This window comes from Terribacillus sp. JSM ZJ617 (assembly GCF_044383785.1).
In the GTDB taxonomy this organism is placed as follows: domain Bacteria; phylum Bacillota; class Bacilli; order Bacillales; family Amphibacillaceae; genus Terribacillus.
In genome coordinates, this window is record NZ_JBISEQ010000001.1 from 1,207,841 (window position 1) to 1,227,451 (window position 19,611).

The 19,611-nt window shown below is 45.2% G+C and carries 22 protein-coding genes and 1 riboswitch; of the genes, 15 read left to right on the forward strand and 7 right to left on the reverse strand.

Annotated elements, in window-relative coordinates:
- Positions 1–79 precede the first annotated feature (79 nt).
- A complete protein-coding gene (locus ACH6C1_RS06040) occupies positions 80–1,426 on the forward strand; it encodes a glucose-6-phosphate isomerase (RefSeq protein ID WP_374075460.1) in 1,347 nt (448 codons plus the stop codon).
- A gap of 39 nt (positions 1,427–1,465) precedes the next feature.
- On the opposite strand, the gene ACH6C1_RS06045 is transcribed toward ACH6C1_RS06040, so the two are convergent.
- Complete coding sequence (locus tag ACH6C1_RS06045) at positions 1,466–2,467, reverse strand: potassium channel family protein (RefSeq protein ID WP_176465812.1); 1,002 nt, start codon at positions 2,465–2,467, stop codon at positions 1,466–1,468.
- Between the two features lie 79 nt (positions 2,468–2,546).
- On the opposite strand from ACH6C1_RS06045, the gene ACH6C1_RS06050 reads away from it, so the two are divergent.
- A complete protein-coding gene (locus ACH6C1_RS06050) occupies positions 2,547–3,119 on the forward strand; it encodes a phosphotransferase (RefSeq protein ID WP_374075595.1) in 573 nt (190 codons plus the stop codon).
- Complete coding sequence (locus ACH6C1_RS06055; RefSeq protein WP_374075462.1) at positions 3,082–3,342, forward strand: hypothetical protein; 261 nt, start codon at positions 3,082–3,084, stop codon at positions 3,340–3,342. The genes ACH6C1_RS06050 and ACH6C1_RS06055 overlap by 38 nt, the downstream gene beginning before the upstream one ends.
- 81 nt (positions 3,343–3,423) lie before the next feature.
- Here the strand turns inward: ACH6C1_RS06055 and ACH6C1_RS06060 are convergent, their stop codons facing one another.
- Entirely contained in the window at positions 3,424–3,981 is a 558-nt protein-coding gene (locus ACH6C1_RS06060) for a thioredoxin family protein (protein WP_366247456.1), read from the reverse strand.
- A 114-nt stretch (positions 3,982–4,095) separates the two neighbouring features.
- On the opposite strand from ACH6C1_RS06060, the gene ACH6C1_RS06065 reads away from it, so the two are divergent.
- Both ACH6C1_RS06065 and ACH6C1_RS06070 read left to right on the forward strand, forming a co-directional pair.
- Positions 4,096–5,154: a M20/M25/M40 family metallo-hydrolase gene (locus tag ACH6C1_RS06065; RefSeq protein WP_374075465.1), complete on the forward strand. Its 1,059-nt coding sequence runs from the start codon at positions 4,096–4,098 to the stop codon at positions 5,152–5,154.
- A gap of 58 nt (positions 5,155–5,212) precedes the next feature.
- A riboswitch (FMN riboswitch) is annotated at positions 5,213–5,357 on the forward strand.
- Between the two features lie 189 nt (positions 5,358–5,546).
- A complete protein-coding gene (locus ACH6C1_RS06070) occupies positions 5,547–6,125 on the forward strand; it encodes an ECF transporter S component (RefSeq protein WP_374075467.1) in 579 nt (192 codons plus the stop codon).
- 205 nt (positions 6,126–6,330) lie between these two features.
- Here the strand turns inward: ACH6C1_RS06070 and ACH6C1_RS06075 are convergent, their stop codons facing one another.
- From ACH6C1_RS06075 to ACH6C1_RS06090, 4 genes are all read right to left on the reverse strand, one after another.
- Positions 6,331–6,483, reverse strand: a complete 153-nt coding sequence (locus ACH6C1_RS06075) for a TraR/DksA C4-type zinc finger protein (RefSeq protein WP_374075597.1) — start codon at positions 6,481–6,483, stop codon at positions 6,331–6,333.
- On the reverse strand, positions 6,468–6,614 hold the full coding sequence (locus tag ACH6C1_RS06080; protein WP_374075470.1) for a hypothetical protein: 147 nt from the start codon (positions 6,612–6,614) through the stop codon (positions 6,468–6,470). The genes ACH6C1_RS06075 and ACH6C1_RS06080 overlap by 16 nt, the downstream gene beginning before the upstream one ends.
- Positions 6,615–6,630: 16 nt before the next feature.
- Complete coding sequence (locus ACH6C1_RS06085; protein WP_095224295.1) at positions 6,631–7,017, reverse strand: PaaI family thioesterase; 387 nt, start codon at positions 7,015–7,017, stop codon at positions 6,631–6,633.
- Between the two features lie 92 nt (positions 7,018–7,109).
- The gene (locus ACH6C1_RS06090; RefSeq protein WP_175074694.1) at positions 7,110–8,057 is read right to left on the reverse strand and encodes a 1,4-dihydroxy-2-naphthoate polyprenyltransferase; all 948 of its coding nucleotides are present in this window, start codon (positions 8,055–8,057) and stop codon (positions 7,110–7,112) included.
- Positions 8,058–8,268: 211 nt separating this feature from the next.
- Between ACH6C1_RS06090 and ACH6C1_RS06095 the strand changes: the two genes are divergently transcribed.
- The 8 genes from ACH6C1_RS06095 (at position 8,269) to ACH6C1_RS06130 (ending at position 16,752) form a co-directional block, all read left to right on the forward strand.
- Positions 8,269–9,630: an isochorismate synthase gene (locus ACH6C1_RS06095; RefSeq protein ID WP_374075473.1), complete on the forward strand. Its 1,362-nt coding sequence runs from the start codon at positions 8,269–8,271 to the stop codon at positions 9,628–9,630.
- Entirely contained in the window at positions 9,627–11,372 is a 1,746-nt protein-coding gene (gene menD / locus ACH6C1_RS06100) for a 2-succinyl-5-enolpyruvyl-6-hydroxy-3-cyclohexene-1-carboxylic-acid synthase (RefSeq protein WP_374075475.1), read from the forward strand. The genes ACH6C1_RS06095 and menD overlap by 4 nt, the downstream gene beginning before the upstream one ends.
- Complete coding sequence (menH, locus tag ACH6C1_RS06105; RefSeq protein ID WP_374075477.1) at positions 11,365–12,180, forward strand: 2-succinyl-6-hydroxy-2,4-cyclohexadiene-1-carboxylate synthase; 816 nt, start codon at positions 11,365–11,367, stop codon at positions 12,178–12,180. The genes menD and menH overlap by 8 nt, the downstream gene beginning before the upstream one ends.
- A complete protein-coding gene (gene menB, locus ACH6C1_RS06110; protein ID WP_038565044.1) occupies positions 12,180–12,998 on the forward strand; it encodes a 1,4-dihydroxy-2-naphthoyl-CoA synthase in 819 nt (272 codons plus the stop codon). The genes menH and menB overlap by 1 nt, the downstream gene beginning before the upstream one ends.
- A 71-nt stretch (positions 12,999–13,069) precedes the next feature.
- Positions 13,070–14,545: an o-succinylbenzoate--CoA ligase gene (locus ACH6C1_RS06115; RefSeq protein ID WP_374075480.1), complete on the forward strand. Its 1,476-nt coding sequence runs from the start codon at positions 13,070–13,072 to the stop codon at positions 14,543–14,545.
- Positions 14,545–15,642: an o-succinylbenzoate synthase gene (gene menC, locus ACH6C1_RS06120; protein ID WP_374075599.1), complete on the forward strand. Its 1,098-nt coding sequence runs from the start codon at positions 14,545–14,547 to the stop codon at positions 15,640–15,642. The genes ACH6C1_RS06115 and menC overlap by 1 nt, the downstream gene beginning before the upstream one ends.
- 66 nt (positions 15,643–15,708) lie before the next feature.
- The gene (locus ACH6C1_RS06125) at positions 15,709–15,876 is read left to right on the forward strand and encodes a YqaE/Pmp3 family membrane protein (protein ID WP_374075602.1); all 168 of its coding nucleotides are present in this window, start codon (positions 15,709–15,711) and stop codon (positions 15,874–15,876) included.
- A gap of 123 nt (positions 15,877–15,999) precedes the next feature.
- Entirely contained in the window at positions 16,000–16,752 is a 753-nt protein-coding gene (locus ACH6C1_RS06130) for a SurA N-terminal domain-containing protein (RefSeq protein WP_374075482.1), read from the forward strand.
- A gap of 38 nt (positions 16,753–16,790) precedes the next feature.
- Here the strand turns inward: ACH6C1_RS06130 and ACH6C1_RS06135 are convergent, their stop codons facing one another.
- On the reverse strand, positions 16,791–17,612 hold the full coding sequence (locus ACH6C1_RS06135) for a DUF6612 family protein (protein ID WP_374075484.1): 822 nt from the start codon (positions 17,610–17,612) through the stop codon (positions 16,791–16,793).
- Between the two features lie 968 nt (positions 17,613–18,580).
- Between ACH6C1_RS06135 and ACH6C1_RS06140 the strand changes: the two genes are divergently transcribed.
- Entirely contained in the window at positions 18,581–19,096 is a 516-nt protein-coding gene (locus ACH6C1_RS06140) for a hypothetical protein (protein ID WP_095224285.1), read from the forward strand.
- A 27-nt stretch (positions 19,097–19,123) separates the two neighbouring features.
- Positions 19,124–19,600: an RNA deprotection pyrophosphohydrolase gene (gene ytkD, locus ACH6C1_RS06145; protein WP_095224284.1), complete on the forward strand. Its 477-nt coding sequence runs from the start codon at positions 19,124–19,126 to the stop codon at positions 19,598–19,600.
- Positions 19,601–19,611 lie beyond the last annotated feature (11 nt).

Genomic DNA, 19,611 nt, shown 5'->3' on the forward strand with positions numbered 1-19,611 from the left:
ATATTCCTGCAACAATTCTTGCTTTACTTGTCCAGTTTCGGTAAAGTTGCAGTAGTAAGCAGTTTCAAGGAGGATGAATATGACACACATCGGATTCGATTATAAGAAAGCGATGCCATATATCGGGGAGCAGGAGCTTGATTACCTTGCACCGCTCGTACAGGCTGCGCATGACCAATTACATAATAAAACAGGTGCCGGCAATGATTTCCTTGGCTGGCTTGATTTGCCGACAGATTATGACAAAGAGGAATTCGCTCGTATCAAGCAGGCGGCAGCGAAGATCCAATCAGATTCGGATGTCCTGCTCGTTGTCGGAATCGGCGGTTCTTATCTTGGCGCCCGTGCGGCGATCGAGGCACTGACGCACAGCTTTTTCAACGTACTTTCCAAAGAAGACCGCAAAGCGCCGCAAGTATTCTTTGTCGGCAATAGCATCAGCGCCCCTTATTTGAATCAGCTGCTTGATGCGATCAAGGGCAAAGATGTCAGCGTGAATGTCATTTCCAAGAGCGGTACGACGACGGAACCAGCAATTGCCTTCCGTGTCTTTAAGAAGTACCTGGAAGAAAAATACGGAGTGGATGAAGCACGCAAACGTATTTATGCCACAACGGATAAGGCAAAAGGTGCTCTGAAAACACTTGCCAGCAAAGAAGGCTACGAGTCGTTCGTCATACCTGATGATGTTGGCGGCCGTTTCTCTGTCCTGACAGCAGTTGGACTATTGCCAATTGCGGCAGCTGGTGTCGATATCGACAGCATCATGTCAGGCGCACAAAAGGCGCAGGAAGAACTTTCTGTATCCGAATTGAAGGAGAACCCGGCTTATCAGTACGCAGCTATTCGTAATGTCCTGTATAACAAAGGCAAGAATATCGAACTGCTTGTGAACTATGAACCGTCATTGCAGTACTTCAATGAATGGTGGAAGCAATTGTTCGGAGAGAGTGAAGGGAAGGATTTGAAAGGGTTGTTCCCGGCATCTGCTAACTTCTCTACCGATTTACATTCCCTCGGTCAATACGTACAGGAAGGCCGTCGTGACTTGTTCGAAACAGTCGTACATGTGAAACAGCCGGTCTCTGATGTGACGATAGAAGCGGAAGAGGAAGATCTAGATGGACTGAACTATCTTGCAGGTCAAACGGTCGATCAAGTGAACCATAAAGCCTTCCAGGGTACATTGCTTGCTCATACAGATGGTGACGTACCAAACTTAGTCGTAGAAGTTCCAGCACTCGATTCCTTCAGTTTCGGGTATCTTGTATACTTCTTCGAGAAAGCTTGTGCAATCAGCGGCTACTTGCTTGGTGTGAATCCGTTCGATCAGCCAGGAGTGGAAGCTTATAAGAAGAACATGTTTGCGCTGCTTGGCAAACCTGGCTATGAAGAAGAGAAAGCAAAATTAGAAAAAAGATTATAATAAAAAATCCCTTCAGCCATTAAGGCTAGAAGGGATTTTTTATTCGATATGCTGTAAGGTGATGATGCAGTCCTCTTGATGCATCGGTTCCTGGAAGTCTGGGTTCATATCCATACTTTCTCCTCGCATATAGCCGATTACCGTTTTTTCCTTGCGGGCAAAATAACGACTAGCTTCAAAGTAGCTTTTACCCGCTAATTCATTGGGCAGGGAGATGATTCTGATTTCCTGTTCTCGCAGAAAATGCAAAAGAAGTTCCAAATGACTTTTCTTTTCTTTATGATACACTTCGTGGAAAAACAATGTACTCACAAAATCGTTAGATCGAATGACGACATCTGCTCCTGCGCGTCGTAGATTTTCCTTTTGACTAAATGTCAGAACTTCAGCTACAATGTGAAGCTTTGGATTGTTGCCCCGCAAGGCAATCGTCGTCAGAATCGTCATGTAATCAATTTGTTTCTCGTTTTTGCCAGCGTTGGCAGTGATGATAGCGGTCTTGGCATGCTGGATATTCGCTTTTTGAAGAGTCTTATCTTCAGAAGCGTCGCCGCGGATGAAGTGCAAAGGGTGTTCCCGGTAGGGGAGCATAGTCAATGACTGATCAATCAAGACGACAGATTGTTCAGGATGTTTTTCGGTCAGCTTTTCAAGCAGTGCCCTGGCCCGCTCATTCCAGCCGATAATGATTATATGATTGCTTCCTTTGAATTCGGTTAGTCCTTTCGAAAGATCCTGGGTATACTTTACAGTTCCAGCAGCAATAGTGGCCAAATAAAAAGTGACAAGACCCGCTCCTGAGAGGATAAGGACAATCGCAAGAATCTTACCGGAAAATGTTTCGGGGATCAAATCCCCATAGCCGACTGTGGATGCGGTGACGAATGCCCACCAGACACCATCAAAATAGGTGGGAAACTGCTCCGGTTCTATGTGGCGCATGCATATTCCGAATATCACCATCACGATAAGTATAGTGGAGAAAAGACGGACAAATATGGGAAGGCGGAAATAGAAACGTCGCAGAAACTGCGTGACCATACTATCCCTCCTCATTTTTTTGTTAGTATATGTTTATTCAGATTGTTTAAACGGACAGGAGGGGGAAGATTTGGATAAAATGATGGCAGGTTGGCTGGAAGGCTACTTGCAGGAAGCAATCTGGCATGTAGAAACTATTGATATGGGCTGGGATCATGACGTTTATGTACTGAATAACAGCTGGGTATTACGAGTGCCGAAGAAGAGTGGAGCAGTCAATCAGGAAGAGAAGAAGCTGCTCAAGGATTTACAAGTTAAAACAAACATTGCACTGCCAGCATTCACTATCTTAACGACTCCGAAGGGAAGCGAAGCTGTACTTTATCCATACATACCGGGACATCCTATATCTGCAAACATGTCAGATATAGTTCTTGAGGTGGCAGCGAGTCAGCTGGGTGCCTTTCTCTCGAAACTCCATCAACTGGATGCTTCCATGTACAGGTTACCGAAACGAGACAAATCTTATTATGATCGGCTTTTAGAAGGAATAAGCAGCTTTTATCCGAGTTTGCCTGCTTTTGTCATTAATTACACAGAAAGATTGATTGTTTGCGGAATTAGAACCAGTTTGTACCGCTGTTGTGCATGGAGATTTACGATCAGCGCATATATTGTGGGAGGAATCGTCCTGCCAAGTCGGTATCATTGATTTCAGTGATATGCATGTCGGTGATCCAGCTATCGATTTTGCTGGAATAAGTGAGATAAGCAAGGTTTTCTTGCAACAAGTACTGTGCGCGTATGAAGCTGATGATAAGGAAAAGATTTTTCGGCGGGCAGAGCAGCTATCCAAACTAGGCTTATATTATGAGCTGCTTGAATATGGACCTAACAGTAAGCTATTAGCTGAAATGGAGAGCCGATTTGTTTAATATGGGATACTTTATTTTGAATAGCAACTGTACCCCTGCAGTAATTTAATACAAAGCAAAAAACATCCGAGATGGATGTTTTTATGCTTCTTCTAGGCCTCTTTTCAAGCTTGCATAGACTCGCTGCCAGAAGTCTGTATTGTCACGATAGGATTTTGTGATGAAAGTGAGCATTTGGCTGCGTTTTTCCTCATATTCAGGTGCATCCTTATCCGGCAGACTGCTGAAGGATTCATCAATATAAACTTGCAGTTCTGGAGCTCGCGGACCCCATTTCGCAACTTCATCTCCATTTTGGTTGATAAAGATGATGATTGGAATGGAACGGCTTTTACCATTAGTCAGGTATTGATCCATCAATTCCAAGTTCTCATCACGGCGAAGGATGCGAACATCGATTGCTCCGGCTTGTGCGATATGATAGAAAATCGGCAAATTCAGCATGGCATCCCCGCACCAGTCTTCTGTCAGTACGATAGCTCGCAGTTTTTGGGAGCGGAGTGTGTTGAAAAACTCTGTGTCAGCTGGAAGCTCGTAGTGATCGTAGATATGCATTGTATTTTCTTTATGTGTTTGCATGGAGTCCAAATACGCATCGATATTAATACCTTTTTCAAACCATTCGTTTAATGTCGTCATGTGCCTCATCCTTTCTGATGTTTAGTTTACCCGAGCGATAGGATAAACTAAACAAATAAGCCTCTTAATATGCTACAGTGATAGAAGACTACATAAAAAAGGCGGATAGAAGATATGCAACTAGAGAACCAGGAATTTTTAATGGAGCTGCTGCGGACGGCATCTCCGTCCAGCTATGAAATGGATATACAGAAGAAGTGGATGAAGGAATATGCTCCATACGCAGATGAGATGCGTACAGATGTGTCAGGTAATGCCATTGCAGTAGTGAATCCAGATGCAGAATTCAAAGTGCTGCTTGCTGGTCATTGTGATGAAATTGCGATGGTCGTAACGGGGATAGACCAAAACGGTTTCCTGCAGATTGATGAAATGGGACGCTTCAATGCAAAAGCTGCACTTGGTATGACCGTACAGGTCATAGGCTATAACAAGACGATTCCAGGTGTCGTAGGTGTAAATGCGATGCATCTCGGAGGCGTAAAGGGAGACTTTGAACTGCCAGATCTGTATATTGATTGCGGAGCTAAGTCTAAACAGGAAATGGAGCAATACGTGCAAGTAGGTGACTTGATTGTGTACCAGCGGCAGCCATCAGTGCTGATGGATCGTTATGTTACTGGGCGAGGTCTGGATAATCGTACAGGTTCATTCATCGTAGGAGAAGTTGTCCGCAGGCTTAAGCAAGAGAACGTCAATATTGGCGTATATGCAGTCAGCACAGTGAATGAAGAAACGAATATGGGTGGTGCGTACTTCGCAGCAGCTGGTATCCGGCCGGATTTAGCAATTGCCTGTGACGTTACATTTGCGACCGACCATCCAGGTGTCAATAAGCGGAAAGCAGTGGATGTCAGCTTGGACGGGGGTCCTGTGCTGGCGAAGGGGGCACCTATCAACCGTAAAGCAAATCTTTTGCTGGAGCAAGCAGCGAAGGAACTGGATATTCCGCTGCAATACGAATTGACGCCCCGCATTACCGGAACGGACGCAGATAAGATGCGCTATTCAGGTAAAGGCGTGTCGACTGCGCTCGTATCCTTGCCGCTTCGCTATATGCACTCCCCAGTAGAAACAGTAAGTTTGCAGGTCATCCAGCAGGAGATCGATCTATTGGTAAAATTCCTGACAAACCTGACAGGTGAAGAAAGCTTGAATCCATTGGATCTGTGAGCATAGGGGTTGCAAATGCGCAGAAAGCAGTTATAATATAATAACAAAACTAAATCGATTCTATCTTCGGGGCAGGGTGTAATTCCCGACCGACGGTGACAGCAGGAAACTGCTGAAGTCCGTGACCCGCAGAACATAGTTCTGCGGCTGATCCGGTGCAAGTCCGGGACCGACAGTGAAAGTCTGGATGGGAGAAGATACGAAGCAGAAGAGGGATGCCGAACGGGCTATCCTTGTTTCCATACGGTATCCGTATGTTTAACATCTTCATGCTTATTTGCGTATATTCCAAGCCCCGGAGCATTATGCTCCGGGGCTTTTTAACGTAGATAGGCAGCTTCCCCTTCATCAAGAGTTAGAATCGATAAACAAGATGAAGGAGGAGAACGATTATGCGTTCATCCAAGTTAACTAAAACAATCACTTTCGCTTTATTGGGAGCGATCAGCATGGTGCTTATGCTGCTGAATTTCCCGCTACCATTCCTGCCGCCTTACTTGAAGATAGACTTCAGTGAGATTCCGGTACTGATTGCAGCACTGCTGTTTTCACCACTTGCAGGTGTTGCTGTCGAGGCAATCAAGAACTTATTATATCTTATCTTTACAGGTGCTGGTGACCCGGTTGGCGTCGTAGCGAATTTCTTGGCAGGCATGCTTTTCGTAATGCCGGTTGCATATTTTTATCATAAATTCAAAGCAGGCAAGAAAACACTTATTTCAGGATTGGCTACGGGTACAGTTACCATGGCAGTCGGAATGGGTTTGTTGAATTACTTTGTTGTCCTGCCGCTATATAGCATCTTCTTAGGATCTCCTGTGATGAGCGCTGATGCAAAATGGGCAGCAGTCATTGCTGGTATCCTGCCGTTTAACCTTTTGAAAGGTATCATCATTGCGATTGTATTCGTACCGCTATTTGCTAAACTGAAACCTTGGTTTGCAAAGCGTAAAAGAACAGCTGCAGCATAAGAGAAGCTCCCGTTTGGGAGCTTTTTTTATGTCTTAAAAACAGTTGTTGCAAAGAAGGGTAGTCCATGCTACAATAGTCTAGCGATGAGCTGAATTGCATAAGTCGGTAAAGCGCGTCTTAGACACGTGCGGATGTGGCCGCACGGCTTTATACGCCGCAATTAACAAAGGCACCCTGCGAGGGTGCCTTTTCTTATGCTCTTTTTTAAGCTCTTCTTGCTTCTTCTACTTCAGCTTGTTCCTCTACAAGTAAACGGGCAGTCGGTTCAGCCTTCAGCCGCTCCTCCGGAATAGGTTCGCCTGATTTCTCACTTACTCCGTAAGTGCCTTCTTCGATTCGGTCTAGTGCATCTTCAATATTTCCCCGGTGGAATCATTAGGGAATTCCTTGGCGCTGTTATAGCTGTCATTCCCTTTAATTTGTTCCTCTGCTTCTTCCTTCATTGCAAGCAATTGATTGCGGAAATAATCCAATTTATTTTTATCCATTTTCATTCCATCTCCTTTAGTGCCTTTTCGTTTTCACGGCCAGCGTACAGCGGGCGATAGAGAGCAGGTCCTTATTCTCATCTGAAATGGTTATTTGCCATACCATCGTCGATTTTCCAATATGAATGGGAGAAGCGACCGCAGTCACGATACCGGACCGGACACTGCGAATATGGTTTGCATTGATCTCCAGCCCAAACACCGCCTGTGTTGATGGGTCTGCGTGCAGGTTGCCGCCGATACTTGCTGCTGTCTCTGCCAGAGCTACGCTGGCACCTCCGTGCAAGAAACCCATTGGCTGCCGGTTATGCGGCCCGACGGGCATTTCCATCACAACCTGATCCTTGCTTGCTTCGACCACCCGCATTTGCAGCTGCTCCATTAATGTTTCTGAGAAGTCCATAATAGTAACCTGCTTTCTGTATGGTAATGTATTTCCCGTACTAGTCTGTATTAAACCTATATAAAAAAGCGGGCAGGATGCCCGCTTCTAAATTAGAATGAAAGTGGTACGAATTGCTGGATCAGTAAAGCAATCACAAGCAATAAACCATAAATCGTATTCGTTTGTCCCGTTGCTTTCATTGCAGGCATCATCTCAAGCGGCATTGTCTTGCCGATGAAACCCCGGTAAGCATCACGGGCTTTTTTAATGCTCAGGAATGTAATGACAGCCCAAATTGGAAGTAATCCTACAGCAATGAACACAGCAGTAATAACATAGCTGACGATGAAACAAATACCAAGGAAGGTAACACCTTTTTTACGTCCGAGCAGGATAGCTACTGTTCTTCTGCCGTTCACTTTGTCACCATCATGGTCACGCAGGTTATTGGCAAAATTGATACACGCGATGAAAATAGTCACTGGGATACTGATCAAAACGACGTCTCCAGTAAGCGTCAACGTCTGAATGTAATAGGTGATGCAGATGATGATAGCACCCATAAAAACACCAGATGTCAATTCACCAAAAGGTGTATAGGAAATCGGATATGGACCACCTGTATACAAATAACCGCAAAGCATACATGCCAATCCTATTAAGGCGATATACCAGCTGGATTCCATGCAAATATACACGCCTAACAGCATGCTGATAGCATAGAATGTCAGTGCAAGTGACAAAACGGTTTTCGGCTTGATACCGTCACGTACGATCGTACCGCCGATTCCGACAGACTGTTCATTATCCAGTCCGCGTACAAAATCATAATACTCATTGAACATATTTGTCGCACATTGGATCAGCATACAAGCAAGCAGCATAGCTCCGAAAAGCAGCCAGTTGATCTTGCCGTCCAATGCAGCGAGCATCGTTCCTATAAAGACAGGCACAAAGGAAGCTGTCAAAGTATGAGGACGCATGAGACGCCACCAAATTTGGAAGCCTTCGCGCTCATTAAGTGCTTGTCGCACGTTATCGTTACCGATGGATTGCATAATACTTTCTCTCCTTAAAAATGCAGGGCATTATATCATATTAATTTTAGGGAAACAAAGATAGCATGTCAACGCAAATTGCTTACTTAAAATAAGTTATCAAGTGCTACTCCTTGTTTATCGGCGAAAAAGGGAATAGAATAGGGAAGGACATCAGAAAATGAACGTAAACGAACTAATTGTCCTTGCAGTAATGTGGAGGTCGGAAAATATGATTCAACAATATAAGACAGATTTCGAGTCTTTTCTTCGAAAAGCTGCTGTTAATGTTAAGCAGCAACAGCAAATACTTGTCAGCTGGACTGAGAAAGTCGGAGCGATAGATCCTCTCCGTTTCTTTGCTAACGGTTCTTCTTTGGAAGGAAACCGCCATTTCTGGTACAGCCAAAAAGATGATTTTTGCTTGGTTGGTGCAGGATCGGCAATATTGGATATGCGCACTGCAGAAGAATGGGAGCATGTTATAGAAAGTGCAGTTGTTCACAATCTTTCTGCGATAGCTGGTACAGGTCCTGTTGCTTTCAGTGGAATGAACTTTCAGCAGGAGCGCGAACGTGAGCTGTGGCAGGACTTTCCTGATACACAATATCGCATACCTGCTTTTACTTTGACCAAAACGGAAAAAGAATATTATGTAACCATCAATCAATTAGTGGACAGCTCAAATATCGAGAGTCAAATCACCAGTATACTTGAGCAGCTTGAGCAGCTGTTCTCTGAAAATGATATTCCTGTACTGCAGACTGAGCTCATTAGTAAAGAAGAGCTTGAGTCACAAGCGTGGAAGCGATTAGTTAAAGAAGCAACGGACACAATAAAGTCGACTGAATTGGATAAAGTCGTGCTGGCACGGGCGATGAAACTTGAATTTGAAGAAAAGCTTCAGGCAGCGGGTGTGCTTCGGAATTTGCTGGACACCCAAAAGGACAGTTTTATTTTTGCTGTCGAAAATGGCTCAGCATGTTTCCTTGGGGCAACGCCGGAGCGTCTGGTGCGTGTTGAGTCTGGCACACTGCATACAAGCTGTGTCGCTGGAACTGCTCCGCGCGGTAAAAATGAGACAGATGATAAAGTGATCGGAAATGCGCTGCTGCAAGATAGTAAAAACCGTGAAGAGCATCAATACGTTGTGAAGATGATTACCGATGTAATCAGCAAATACAGCAAGGACTTGCTTGTACCTGAGGGACCGCAGCTATTGAAACTGCGGCAGCTTCAGCACTTGCATACTCCGGTTTCTGCCACACTCCTGCCTGGAGCCTCGCTGCAGCAGATTGTACAGGAACTGCATCCAACACCTGCGCTGGGCGGTTTGCCAAAGCAGGAAGCATTGGATTTCATTGAAAAGAAAGAACCGCTTGAACGAGGCTGGTACGGTGCGCCGGTAGGCTGGATAGACAGCTATCGTAATGGTGATACAGCCGTTGCTATCCGTTCTGGTCTGCTGAACGGGAAGCAGGCTGTGCTATTTGCAGGCTGTGGTGTCGTGAAGGATTCAGATCCAGATATGGAATTCGCAGAGACGGCAATCAAATTCCGTCCGATGCTGGAAGCTTTGGAGGTATCAGAATGAGTCATATTGAAACATTGACCAAATATGTTGGACATTTTGTGGACGCACTTTGGCGAAGCGGTGTGGAGCAGGTCGTTATTTCTCCAGGTTCTCGTTCTACACCCTTAGCTCTTATGATGACCGAGCATCCGCAAATGAAGCAATGGGTGAATTTGGATGAGCGCTCCGCTGCATTTTTCGCGCTCGGTCTTGCGAAGGAAAGCCAAAAGCCGGTAGCGCTTGTCTGCACATCAGGTACTGCTGCAGCGAACTATATGCCTGCAGTTGTCGAGGCTTTTTACAGTCGTATCCCATTGATTCTTTTGACAGCTGACCGCCCGCATGAACTGCGGGATGTAGGTGCGCCGCAGGCCATCAATCAAATCCAGATGTATGGCGGCTTCGTCAAATGGTTCCATGAGATGATGCTGCCCGAATCGAATCCGGCTGCGTTGCGATATGTACAGCAGCAAGCGGGCAGAGCGATGCAGCAGGCATTGGAAGGAAATCCAGGTCCAGTGCATCTTAATTTTCCGTTCCGCGAGCCGCTTACACCTGATTTTACCATTGAGAACATATGGACCTCAGGAGAAACAGCTGTAAAGCCTGCTCTGTATGGATCAGCACAATTGGACGCAACCCTTGTACAGCAGTTTGCCGAAATACTTGAAAACTCTAAAAAAGGCTTGATCGTAGTCGGTCCGCAGGAGGATAAAGGATTTGCGGATGCAGTCGTTGATTTTGCGGAGAAGTGGCAGCTGCCAATCCTGGCAGATCCGTTATCGCAATTACGAAGCGGTGCACATGCGAAGGATGTTATTATTGAAACGTATGATACGATCCTGAAATCGGAATCAGTACGTGCAAAGCTGCAGCCAGACTTTATTATCCGGTTTGGTGCTATGCCTGTTTCCAAGCCATATCTATTTCTTATGAAAGAATATACCGGCAATAACCATATTGTAGTAGAGAAACATGCAGGCTACCGTGAACCAGTCGGGGTGGACACGCAATTTATTTATGCTGATCCGGCTAAGCTTTGTAAGTCGTTAGCAATAATTCCTGCCGCTAAGAGGGAAACATGGCTGCCAACATGGCAGGAAATGAACCGCATCGCGCAGGACGTATTGCATGATGATATGGAAACAAAAGAGCTGACTGAGGGAATAGCTGTGCAGGACATGCTGCGTGAAACACCGGAGGATAGTCATGTGTTCGTTGGTAACAGTATGCCGATCCGTGATTTGGACAGCTTCTTCTTTGCAACAGATAAAGGAATACAGCCATGGTGCAACCGCGGAACAAATGGTATCGATGGTGTTGTTTCCACAGCGTTGGGTGTTGCTGCCAGCGGCAAGCGCACTACACTCGTAATCGGGGATCTTTCCTTCTATCACGATATGAACGGGCTGATGCTAGGCCGCAATTATGGTCTGGATCTCACCATTGTTGTAATCAACAATAATGGCGGAGGTATCTTCTCCTTCCTTCCGCAAGCGCAGGAGGCAGCTCATTTTGAGGCACTTTTCGGTACACCTACGAACTTGGACTTTGCGCATACAGCCAATTTATATCAGCTGCCTTATACACTGGCAGATGATCGTGCAGCATTTTCCAATGCTTTGCAGGAGAGTTATAATAAAAAGGGCATGCATATCATCGAGGTGCGTACCGAGCGTGACGCTAATGTTAGCTGGCACCGTGAAATATGGAAGAAAGCTGAGCGGCAGCTGCTGGATTATTTGGATACTGATCATGCCTAGGTTTCACTATATCGAAAGCGGCAGTGATTCAGCATCAGATACACTCCTGCTGTTTCATGGATTTACTGGCACGCATCAAACGTGGCTGCCTTTCCTGGAATCATGGAGTGAGAAACATCATGTGATCGCTGTGGATATGCCGGGCCATGGTAGGACTGCCATTGAGGATGACCTGACAATGGACCGGTTTACGGATGATATTGCTGATTTTCTTGTCCAACAAGGAATTGCGGACGTTAAGCTGCTCGGGTATTCTATGGGAGGCAGGGCGGCAATTGCCTTTGCCTGCCGTTATCCGGATAGAGTAAGTGAACTACTGTTGGAAAGTGCATCCCCCGGGCTGCGAACAGAAGAAGAAAGGCTGGCCAGGCAAAAACAGGACGAACGGCTGGCCAGTCGGCTTGAAACGGATGGTTTAGAGGAGTTTGTGAAATATTGGGAGAACATCCCGCTTTTTGATACACAAAAAAACTTGCCTGAGTTTATCCAGCAGATCATCAGGGAAGAACGCTTATCGCAGCAACCAACCGGTTTGGCAAGTTCACTACGGACTATGGGAACGGGCAAACAAGACTCCTATTGGGACAAGCTGTCCTATTTGGATAAACCAGTCGTTTTAGTTGCTGGATCAATGGATCATAAATTCGTCGGTATCAATCAGGAGATGGAAAAACGGCTGTCTGCAGCAGAATTACACATCGTTGCATCGGCCGGTCATTGCGTCCATGTTGAACAACCGCGAATCTTTGATAAAATAGTAAGAAGATACTTGCTTCATAATGAAGCGGATATATTGGAGGAATCATAATGGCAATTACATGGGAAGCTACCCGTACGTACGAAGACATTTTGTACGAAGAATACAATCAAATAGCAAAAATTTCAATCAACCGTCCGGAAGTTCGCAATGCGTTCCGTCCGCAAACGGTAAATGAACTGATTGATGCGTTTACATACGCACGTGACGACTCAAACATCGGCGTTATCGTACTTGCAGGTGTCGGCGATAAAGCATTCTGTTCCGGCGGTGACCAAAAGGTACGCGGTCATGGCGGCTATGTAGGGGAAGATCAAATTCCTCGCTTGAATGTACTTGATTTGCAGCGTTTGATTCGTGTTATTCCGAAACCAGTCGTTGCAGAAGTATCTGGTTATGCAATTGGCGGCGGACATGTGCTTCATGTTGTCTGTGACTTGACGATTGCTGCTGATAACGCAATCTTTGGCCAAACTGGCCCTCGTGTTGGAAGCTTTGACGCTGGTTATGGCGCTGGTCTTCTTGCACGTAACATCGGCCAGAAGAAAGCTCGCGAAATTTGGTTCCTATGCCGTCAGTACAATGCACAAGAAGCATTGGATATGGGCTTGGTCAACACAGTTGTTCCATTGGATCAGCTGGAAGCAGAAACAGTTAAATGGTGTGAAGAGATGCTTTCCATGTCTCCGACAGCATTGCGTTTCTTGAAAGCTTCTCTTAATGCGGATACAGATGGACTTGCTGGTTTGCAGCAAATGGGCGGAGATGCGACATTGCTTTACTATACTACGGATGAAGCGAAGGAAGGCCGCGATGCGTTCAAGGAAAAACGCACGCCTGACTTCAAGAAATTCCCGCGTTTCCCTTAATAGATATCACCAGGAACCTTTGCAGCATATTGCAAAGGTTCTTCTTTATGACAGAAAGGAATGGATGTAACATGACGGAAATCATTCCGCATTGGCTGCAGAAGCAGGCTGATCTTAGTCCAGGGCGTTTAGCTTTGGAGACGCCCGAGGGAACGACAATAACATTCGGTGATTTGCATAAAGCAGTCGATATCCGGGCTCGGAAGCTCACTTCGCTAGGTGTAAAGCAAGGATCCCGGGTCGCCGTGCTGTCCCATAACAGTGTGGAGATGGTGATGCTTGTCCATGCTATGAGCTATATCGGGGCAACATTGATCCTGCTTAATACGAGATTGACAGCTGCTGAATGGTCATTCCAGCTGCAGGATAGTGAAGCTGAATTATTGCTCACTGAGGCAAGATTTGAAAAGCAGGCAAAAGATACTGGTGTTCCTTCAGTGACAATCGAAATGCTGCAGAACCAGCCTGAAAAGGAGTATACATGCTGCACAGAGCTGCAATTGGATGATGTGTTCACTATCATCTATACTTCCGGTACAACAGGCAATCCGAAAGGCGTCGAGCATACTTATGGCAACCACTGGTGGAGTGCTATAGGGTCTGCCCTGAATCTCGGTCTATCACAGGAGGATAAATGGCTGTCTCCTCTGCCGATGTTCCATGTAGGCGGATTATCGACCATTTTCAAGAGTGCCATTTACGGGATGCCATTATACGTGACCGAGAGCTTCGATGAAAAAGACGTACAAACAGCGATCATGGAGCGGGGAGTGACCATCGTTTCTGTTGTGACGGTCATGCTTCAGCGCCTGCTGAGGCTGCAGGAGGAAGATGGTGTCACATATCCCGAGAAATTCCGCTGCATGCTTTTGGGCGGAGGACCTGCTCCGCTCCATTTGCTTGAGGAATCAAAAACGCGTGATATCCCTGTATTCCAATCGTATGGGATGACCGAAACTGCGTCACAAATCGTGACGTTAAGCCCTGAGGATAGTATTCGTAAGTTAGGATCTGCCGGAAAAGCACTAGTTCCTGCCCAGCTGCGCATCATGACCGAGACCGGGTTTGCCAAGCCGGAAGAGCCCGGGGAAATCCAAGTGAAAGGTCCTATGATTACAAAAGGATATTATCGGAATCCAGACGCAACAGATGGAGCTTTCCGGGAAGGCTGGCTTGCGACAGGAGATATTGGCTACACAGATAAAGAGGGATACTTGTATGTGCTTGACCGGCGGAAGGACTTGATTATTTCCGGAGGTGAAAATATCTATCCTGCAGAAGTGGAAGGTGTATTGACAAGTCACCCTGGCATAAAAGAGGCAGCTGTCATCGGGAAAGCTGATACGAATTGGGGAGCTGTACCAGTAGCATTCCTTGTAAAAAGTGCAGAAGTGAGCGCCGATGAATTACAGGCGTATTGCCAGCAAAAACTGGCCCGCTATAAAATTCCAAAGTACTGGCACTTTGTGGATGAGCTTCCGCGTAACGCCAGTAATAAACTGATGCGCTATAAGCTGCAGCACCTGTTAGATGAGGGGAGTGCGTGATGGAACTGAGAAGCTATCGTCTATTCCGATACACGCTGCCGCTTAAACAACCTTTCACGACTCATGCTGGTGCATTGAACGAAAGAGAAGGCATTATTGTCGAGCTTCAGGATCATGATGGGCGTTCTGGCTTTGGCGAGGGAGTTGCTTTTGCTGCTCCTTTTTATACGAGTGAAACAGTTGCATCGAGCTGGAGCTTGCTTCAGGAATCTTTACTTCCGCTTTTATTCGCCAATAAGCTAAATCATCCGACAGAAGTTCCGCAGCTGTTTGCAGGCATTGTCGGCAATCAAATGGCCAAGGCTGCTGTCGAAGGAGCGGTATGGGATTTATACGCGAAGCAGCAGGGTAAGAGCCTCACTTCTTGCATCGGCGGTACAAGGACGAAAGTGAAAGCAGGAGCAGTCATCAGCTTGTCCGATGATCTTGAACAGACTATAGAGATGATACGCAGCCAAGGCTTTGAGCGTGCCAAGCTGAAAGTGACAAAATATAACGAGCGCAAGGCCATTGAGCTGGTCAAGGAAATTGATCCAGAGCTGCCGCTTATGATTGACGGTAATGGGATGTACAAGGGAGAGGATATCCCCTTGCTTGCCGAATTGGACAGTTTGAATTTACAGATGATCGAACAGCCATTTTTGCCTGGAGATGTAATTTTACATCATCGCTTGCAGCAGCGCATGGACACGCCCATTTGTCTTGATGAAACAGTGGAGAGCTTTTCGGATGCCTGGCAGGCTCTTGAAATGGGAGCATGCCGAACCATCAATATCAAGATTGGCAGGGTAGGAGGCTTGACGGAAGCGATCCGAATCCATGATTTATGCCAGCAGGCTGGCTTAGCTGTCTGGTGCGGCGGAATGGTGGAAACTGGTATATCGAAGGCGCATAATCTGGCGCTCGCCTCCTTGCCTGGATTTTCAATTCCTGGTGATTTGTCTGGATCTGATCGCTATTTCGACCGAGACCTGCTGATAAAGCCGCTGCGAGTGGAACAAGGAAGCATGCGAGTTCCAGATGGACCTGGTATCGGGGTAGAGGTGGATTTGGATTACTTGCTGCACGTGTCCAAAGAGGTATCTGCTGGCGAATAGGTGTCAAAGGGAGCAGATTAGGGTACTTCTATAGTAATGCTGCTTAGAGGAGGAGTACCTATGTTTATGTACCTGCTGGCAATTGTATTGCCGCCTGTTGCCGTTTTGTTCACGGGCAAGCCATTTAAAGCATTGCTTAATCTAATATTGACGCTCATCTTTTTCGTTCCGGGAGCCGTACATGCCGCCCTGGTAGTGAAAGATCATAAAAATAGTAAAAAACAGTATGCTTGAAAAGGCGCCCACTAACTGGGCGCCTTTCTCTTACTTTTCTACTAAAAATACGTGGTATACTTGAGTTGACAGCTAATAGATGTTACATTCGTAACCATACACGAAGAGAGGGGTTTCTATTTTATGAAACGTATTACAACCCTATGCTTGATGCTGGTACTAGCTATCGTATTGGCTGCATGCGGGAATGATGAGGATAAATCATCTGACAATGCTTCCACAGCTGATCAGGAAGAAGCACAAAAGCAAATGGAAGAAATGCAGAAAAAGATGGAGGAACAGCAAGTAGATCCGGATAAGACAGTTGCGACTGTCAACGGTACGGAGATTAAAGGCGAAGAGTATAATTCACTTCTTTCTTCTGCTCAGCAGCAATCACAGGCCAACGGAGAGGATCCGACAACTGATGATGGTGCGAAGGAATTAAAGGACCAAGTGTTGAAAAGTCTTGTAGGAAATGAACTGCTTTTCCAGGAAGCGGAGAAGAAAAACTACGAGGTTTCTGATAAAGAAGTGGATGAGCAAATGCAATCTGCAAAAGAACAGTTCGAAAATGAAGACAAATTCAAGGAAGCTTTGGAAGCTGCCGGTACAACAGAAGATGAGTACAAGCAGCGTTTGAAAGAAGGTTTGCTTGTAAATAAATATGTGGATGAAGAGCTCTCACCAAAAGAAGTGACAGAAGACGATATGAAGACATATTATGATGAAATGGAAAAACAGGCTAAAGAAAGTGAACAGGAAGACAGCCTGCCAAAATATGATGACATCAAAGATCAGCTGAAAGCAACAATGGAACAGCAGAACCTGCAGACAGTCATGCTTGAAAAAGTGGACGAGCTCGAAAAAGATGCAGATGTGAAATATAATATTTAAAGTGAAAGGGCACCAGGGTATCCTGGTGCCTTTTTTGTTTAGTAAGTTGCAGCTGGTTGATCAGAGATGTCTACTGCGCTATCTGCTTCAGCTGGAATTTCGATGCTGTCTGCTGCATTGTAGTTTTCGTAATTCATATCCATCAATGCATTGACGGTCGCTTCGTCACCGGCTTCTTCCATCTTCATGACCATATCCAATTTGATATTCTTCGGATAATTTGTTTCTTTATCGATGGAGATCGTGTAATTGAACTTATCGAAAGTAAAGTTACCCATGCTCTCGAGGCTTTCGCCTGCTGCACCCATCTGTTCTTCCATAAAGCTCATCATCTTATCTTCTGCTACTACAACATCAAGTACATATTCCGTATCCGTTTCGGATACTTTGATACTTTCTGCCAAATCTTTAACTTGCTGGATCTGCTCATCCAAAGGCTGTGCAACCTGATCGGTTCCAAGTGAAGCGCCGATCTCTGATTCAGCATCCATCTTCATCCACATATCGGATGCTGGCTCATACATATAAATCATATTGTCCTTGATGTACATATCGAATTGCTGTCCCATGGAATCCATGCTGAGTTTTGAGGAAAGTGGATCCATCACGATAGTACCGTCTGCAGTTGTAGTCATGGATTGATCCATTCCAGAAGCTTTAATGTCCATATCCATTGTCATATCCATATCATAGCTATTCAAGTTTTCATTGGCTTCGGCGGATTTTTGCAGGATTTCTTCCGGCGTCGGGCCTTTCTTTTCTTTGCCTTCCGCATCTGTAGAAGCGCTGTCTGTTCCGCATCCAGTCAAGAATAGAGCCAGTGCTAATACTAACCAGCCAAGGTGTTTTACCGATTTCATCTAATCCCTCCAAAATAATTTGCTTTTCACGGACCCCGTTACCTTATTACAAACGGAGCATGTCTTATTACAATAGATGTCAAAAATTAGTCCGTATGGAAAGCTTATCAATTCATTACGTATTTTACATGAATTCGCTTCACAATTTCCTACAAAATTCTACATTCAGTAATAAGTAACTACGACTTTTTTGGAAATGATTACAAAAGGGAAGCATAATACCTAGATGAGGAGTGAGACGTCAGCACTAGAGTCAGGTTAAATGCTTACTTTAGGGAGCAGCAGTTGTTAATACTCACGTCATTATAAAGCTGGCATCTAAACGAGTTCTGGATACATTAGAAGTCAGAGGATGTATAAGCTGCTATGTCCGGGGCATTTTGAGCTTCGGCAGTATCTGAGTCGGTTCCTTACGATTGAAGTCTTCCTATGTTATAGCTGATCGATATCAATCGCAGCTGACTCTCCGCCTGCAGAAGCATCTATTGCCATCTGTAAATTTATATATTGTGGCAAGTGAGAGGCTTTATCGATGTAAGCCGCATAGATAAGTTTATCGAAACTTTATATCATCAGCCGAAGGAATTGTTTTATTCTGATCCGCTGCTGCTTCACTGGGAAAGAATCAGCTGCACCACAGGATGGAAATAGTGCTGAGTATAAACAAACTTAGATACCAGTGCTTCATCAAGAATAACCATCCATTATCTTTTGTTAGCCAGATAAATTAGAAAGGATTTTGAGTTAAACGTGTTGTATGTAATTCTTCATCAAGCCATTTGTAATTCATATGCTCACTTCCCTTTATTTTACAAATAAGATGCGTATTCAAATATAGCGTTTGAATACTTAATGGAGGTTAAGTGTCAGAAAGCGACAAACAGTATGAAAATCCTACAAACATTCAGGGTTTTAAATGCTTACAGATGAGGAATACCTATAACATGACTACATAAGGAGGACTATTTATGCTTCAACCAACTTGGAAAAAAGCAATAGCTGCAATCATCATGCTCCTAGTCCCATTTACATTCGCGCTATCATACCAAACAGACAATATATCTGCAGTTACAGCTGAAAAAAATGAGACTGTCGAGAAGGCGGAACTGAATAAAGAACAAATAGTACAACTGACAGATGCATTTATGGATAAAGTCACACAGGACATTGATACAAATTACAAAGTTCTAAATTATAGTACGAAGGAAGATTTGCTAAAAAGTTTTGACGAAGTGGCTACCAGAGATGTTAGCGGGCCGATTGTCGATTTCTATTTCACAGAGGAAGCGGATGGCTTGTATATTCTGCCAACGGAGACACCTGCTTGGTTCAATCCTGATAATTCATACAAAGTGGAAACAGACTCCGATAAGTATGTTACAATTACACAAAGCAATACCGATGATTTGCACGGTAACTATACAATCGAGATCAAATTCTTGTATGACGGAGGCTGGAAGATCGCAGCAGTCAAATACTTGTAGGTTTGATGTGAAGAAGGCAGTGGGAAGATGATTACGTTCAGAGATTACTACAATAATGAAGTGAAGATGTCTTTTGCCGATCATCCATTTTCTGATCAGCCTAAACATGTGTGGGTGATTTGCCGATACGGCAGCAAATGGCTGCTCACGCGTCATAAGGATCGGGGATTGGAGTTCCCTGGCGGCAAGGTGGAAAAAGGAGAAACCGCTGAGCACGCTGCTTTGCGGGAGGTAATGGAGGAGACTGGCGGTGTGGTTCAGCAGCTGAAGTATGTCGGTCAGTACTTCGTAGCTGGCAAGGCTGGACATATCGTAAAGAATGTCTATTATGCCATCATTTCGGAACTGAAAAAGAAATCCAATTACTTGGAAACATATGGACCAGTACTGGTCGAGAAGTTCCCTTCCCATCTGGCACAGCATGCAGAATATAGCTTTATGATGAAAGATAAGGTGCTGCCTAGTGCATTGCACCATATAGATAAGTTTGAAAAGACAATGTAAAAGAACTGCCC

Coding starts and splice junctions, on each gene's coding strand:
- ACH6C1_RS06040 (WP_374075460.1), top strand. CDS start 80: ATGACACACATCGGATTCGATTATAAGAAAGCGATGCCATATATCGGG.
- ACH6C1_RS06065 (WP_374075465.1), top strand. CDS start 4,096: ATGCAACTAGAGAACCAGGAATTTTTAATGGAGCTGCTGCGGACGGCA.
- ACH6C1_RS06050 (WP_374075595.1), top strand. CDS start 2,547: ATGATGGCAGGTTGGCTGGAAGGCTACTTGCAGGAAGCAATCTGGCAT.
- ACH6C1_RS06125 (WP_374075602.1), top strand. CDS start 15,709: ATGTACCTGCTGGCAATTGTATTGCCGCCTGTTGCCGTTTTGTTCACG.
- ACH6C1_RS06115 (WP_374075480.1), top strand. CDS start 13,070: ATGACGGAAATCATTCCGCATTGGCTGCAGAAGCAGGCTGATCTTAGT.
- ytkD (WP_095224284.1), top strand. CDS start 19,124: ATGATTACGTTCAGAGATTACTACAATAATGAAGTGAAGATGTCTTTT.
- ACH6C1_RS06045 (WP_176465812.1), bottom strand. CDS start 2,467: ATGGTCACGCAGTTTCTGCGACGTTTCTATTTCCGCCTTCCCATATTT.
- menC (WP_374075599.1), top strand. CDS start 14,545: ATGGAACTGAGAAGCTATCGTCTATTCCGATACACGCTGCCGCTTAAA.
- ACH6C1_RS06140 (WP_095224285.1), top strand. CDS start 18,581: ATGCTTCAACCAACTTGGAAAAAAGCAATAGCTGCAATCATCATGCTC.
- ACH6C1_RS06130 (WP_374075482.1), top strand. CDS start 16,000: ATGAAACGTATTACAACCCTATGCTTGATGCTGGTACTAGCTATCGTA.
- ACH6C1_RS06135 (WP_374075484.1), bottom strand. CDS start 17,612: ATGAAATCGGTAAAACACCTTGGCTGGTTAGTATTAGCACTGGCTCTA.
- ACH6C1_RS06080 (WP_374075470.1), bottom strand. CDS start 6,614: ATGGATAAAAATAAATTGGATTATTTCCGCAATCAATTGCTTGCAATG.
- ACH6C1_RS06060 (WP_366247456.1), bottom strand. CDS start 3,981: ATGACGACATTAAACGAATGGTTTGAAAAAGGTATTAATATCGATGCG.
- ACH6C1_RS06070 (WP_374075467.1), top strand. CDS start 5,547: ATGCGTTCATCCAAGTTAACTAAAACAATCACTTTCGCTTTATTGGGA.
- ACH6C1_RS06095 (WP_374075473.1), top strand. CDS start 8,269: ATGATTCAACAATATAAGACAGATTTCGAGTCTTTTCTTCGAAAAGCT.
- ACH6C1_RS06085 (WP_095224295.1), bottom strand. CDS start 7,017: ATGGACTTCTCAGAAACATTAATGGAGCAGCTGCAAATGCGGGTGGTC.
- menB (WP_038565044.1), top strand. CDS start 12,180: ATGGCAATTACATGGGAAGCTACCCGTACGTACGAAGACATTTTGTAC.
- ACH6C1_RS06090 (WP_175074694.1), bottom strand. CDS start 8,057: ATGCAATCCATCGGTAACGATAACGTGCGACAAGCACTTAATGAGCGC.
- menH (WP_374075477.1), top strand. CDS start 11,365: ATGCCTAGGTTTCACTATATCGAAAGCGGCAGTGATTCAGCATCAGAT.
- menD (WP_374075475.1), top strand. CDS start 9,627: ATGAGTCATATTGAAACATTGACCAAATATGTTGGACATTTTGTGGAC.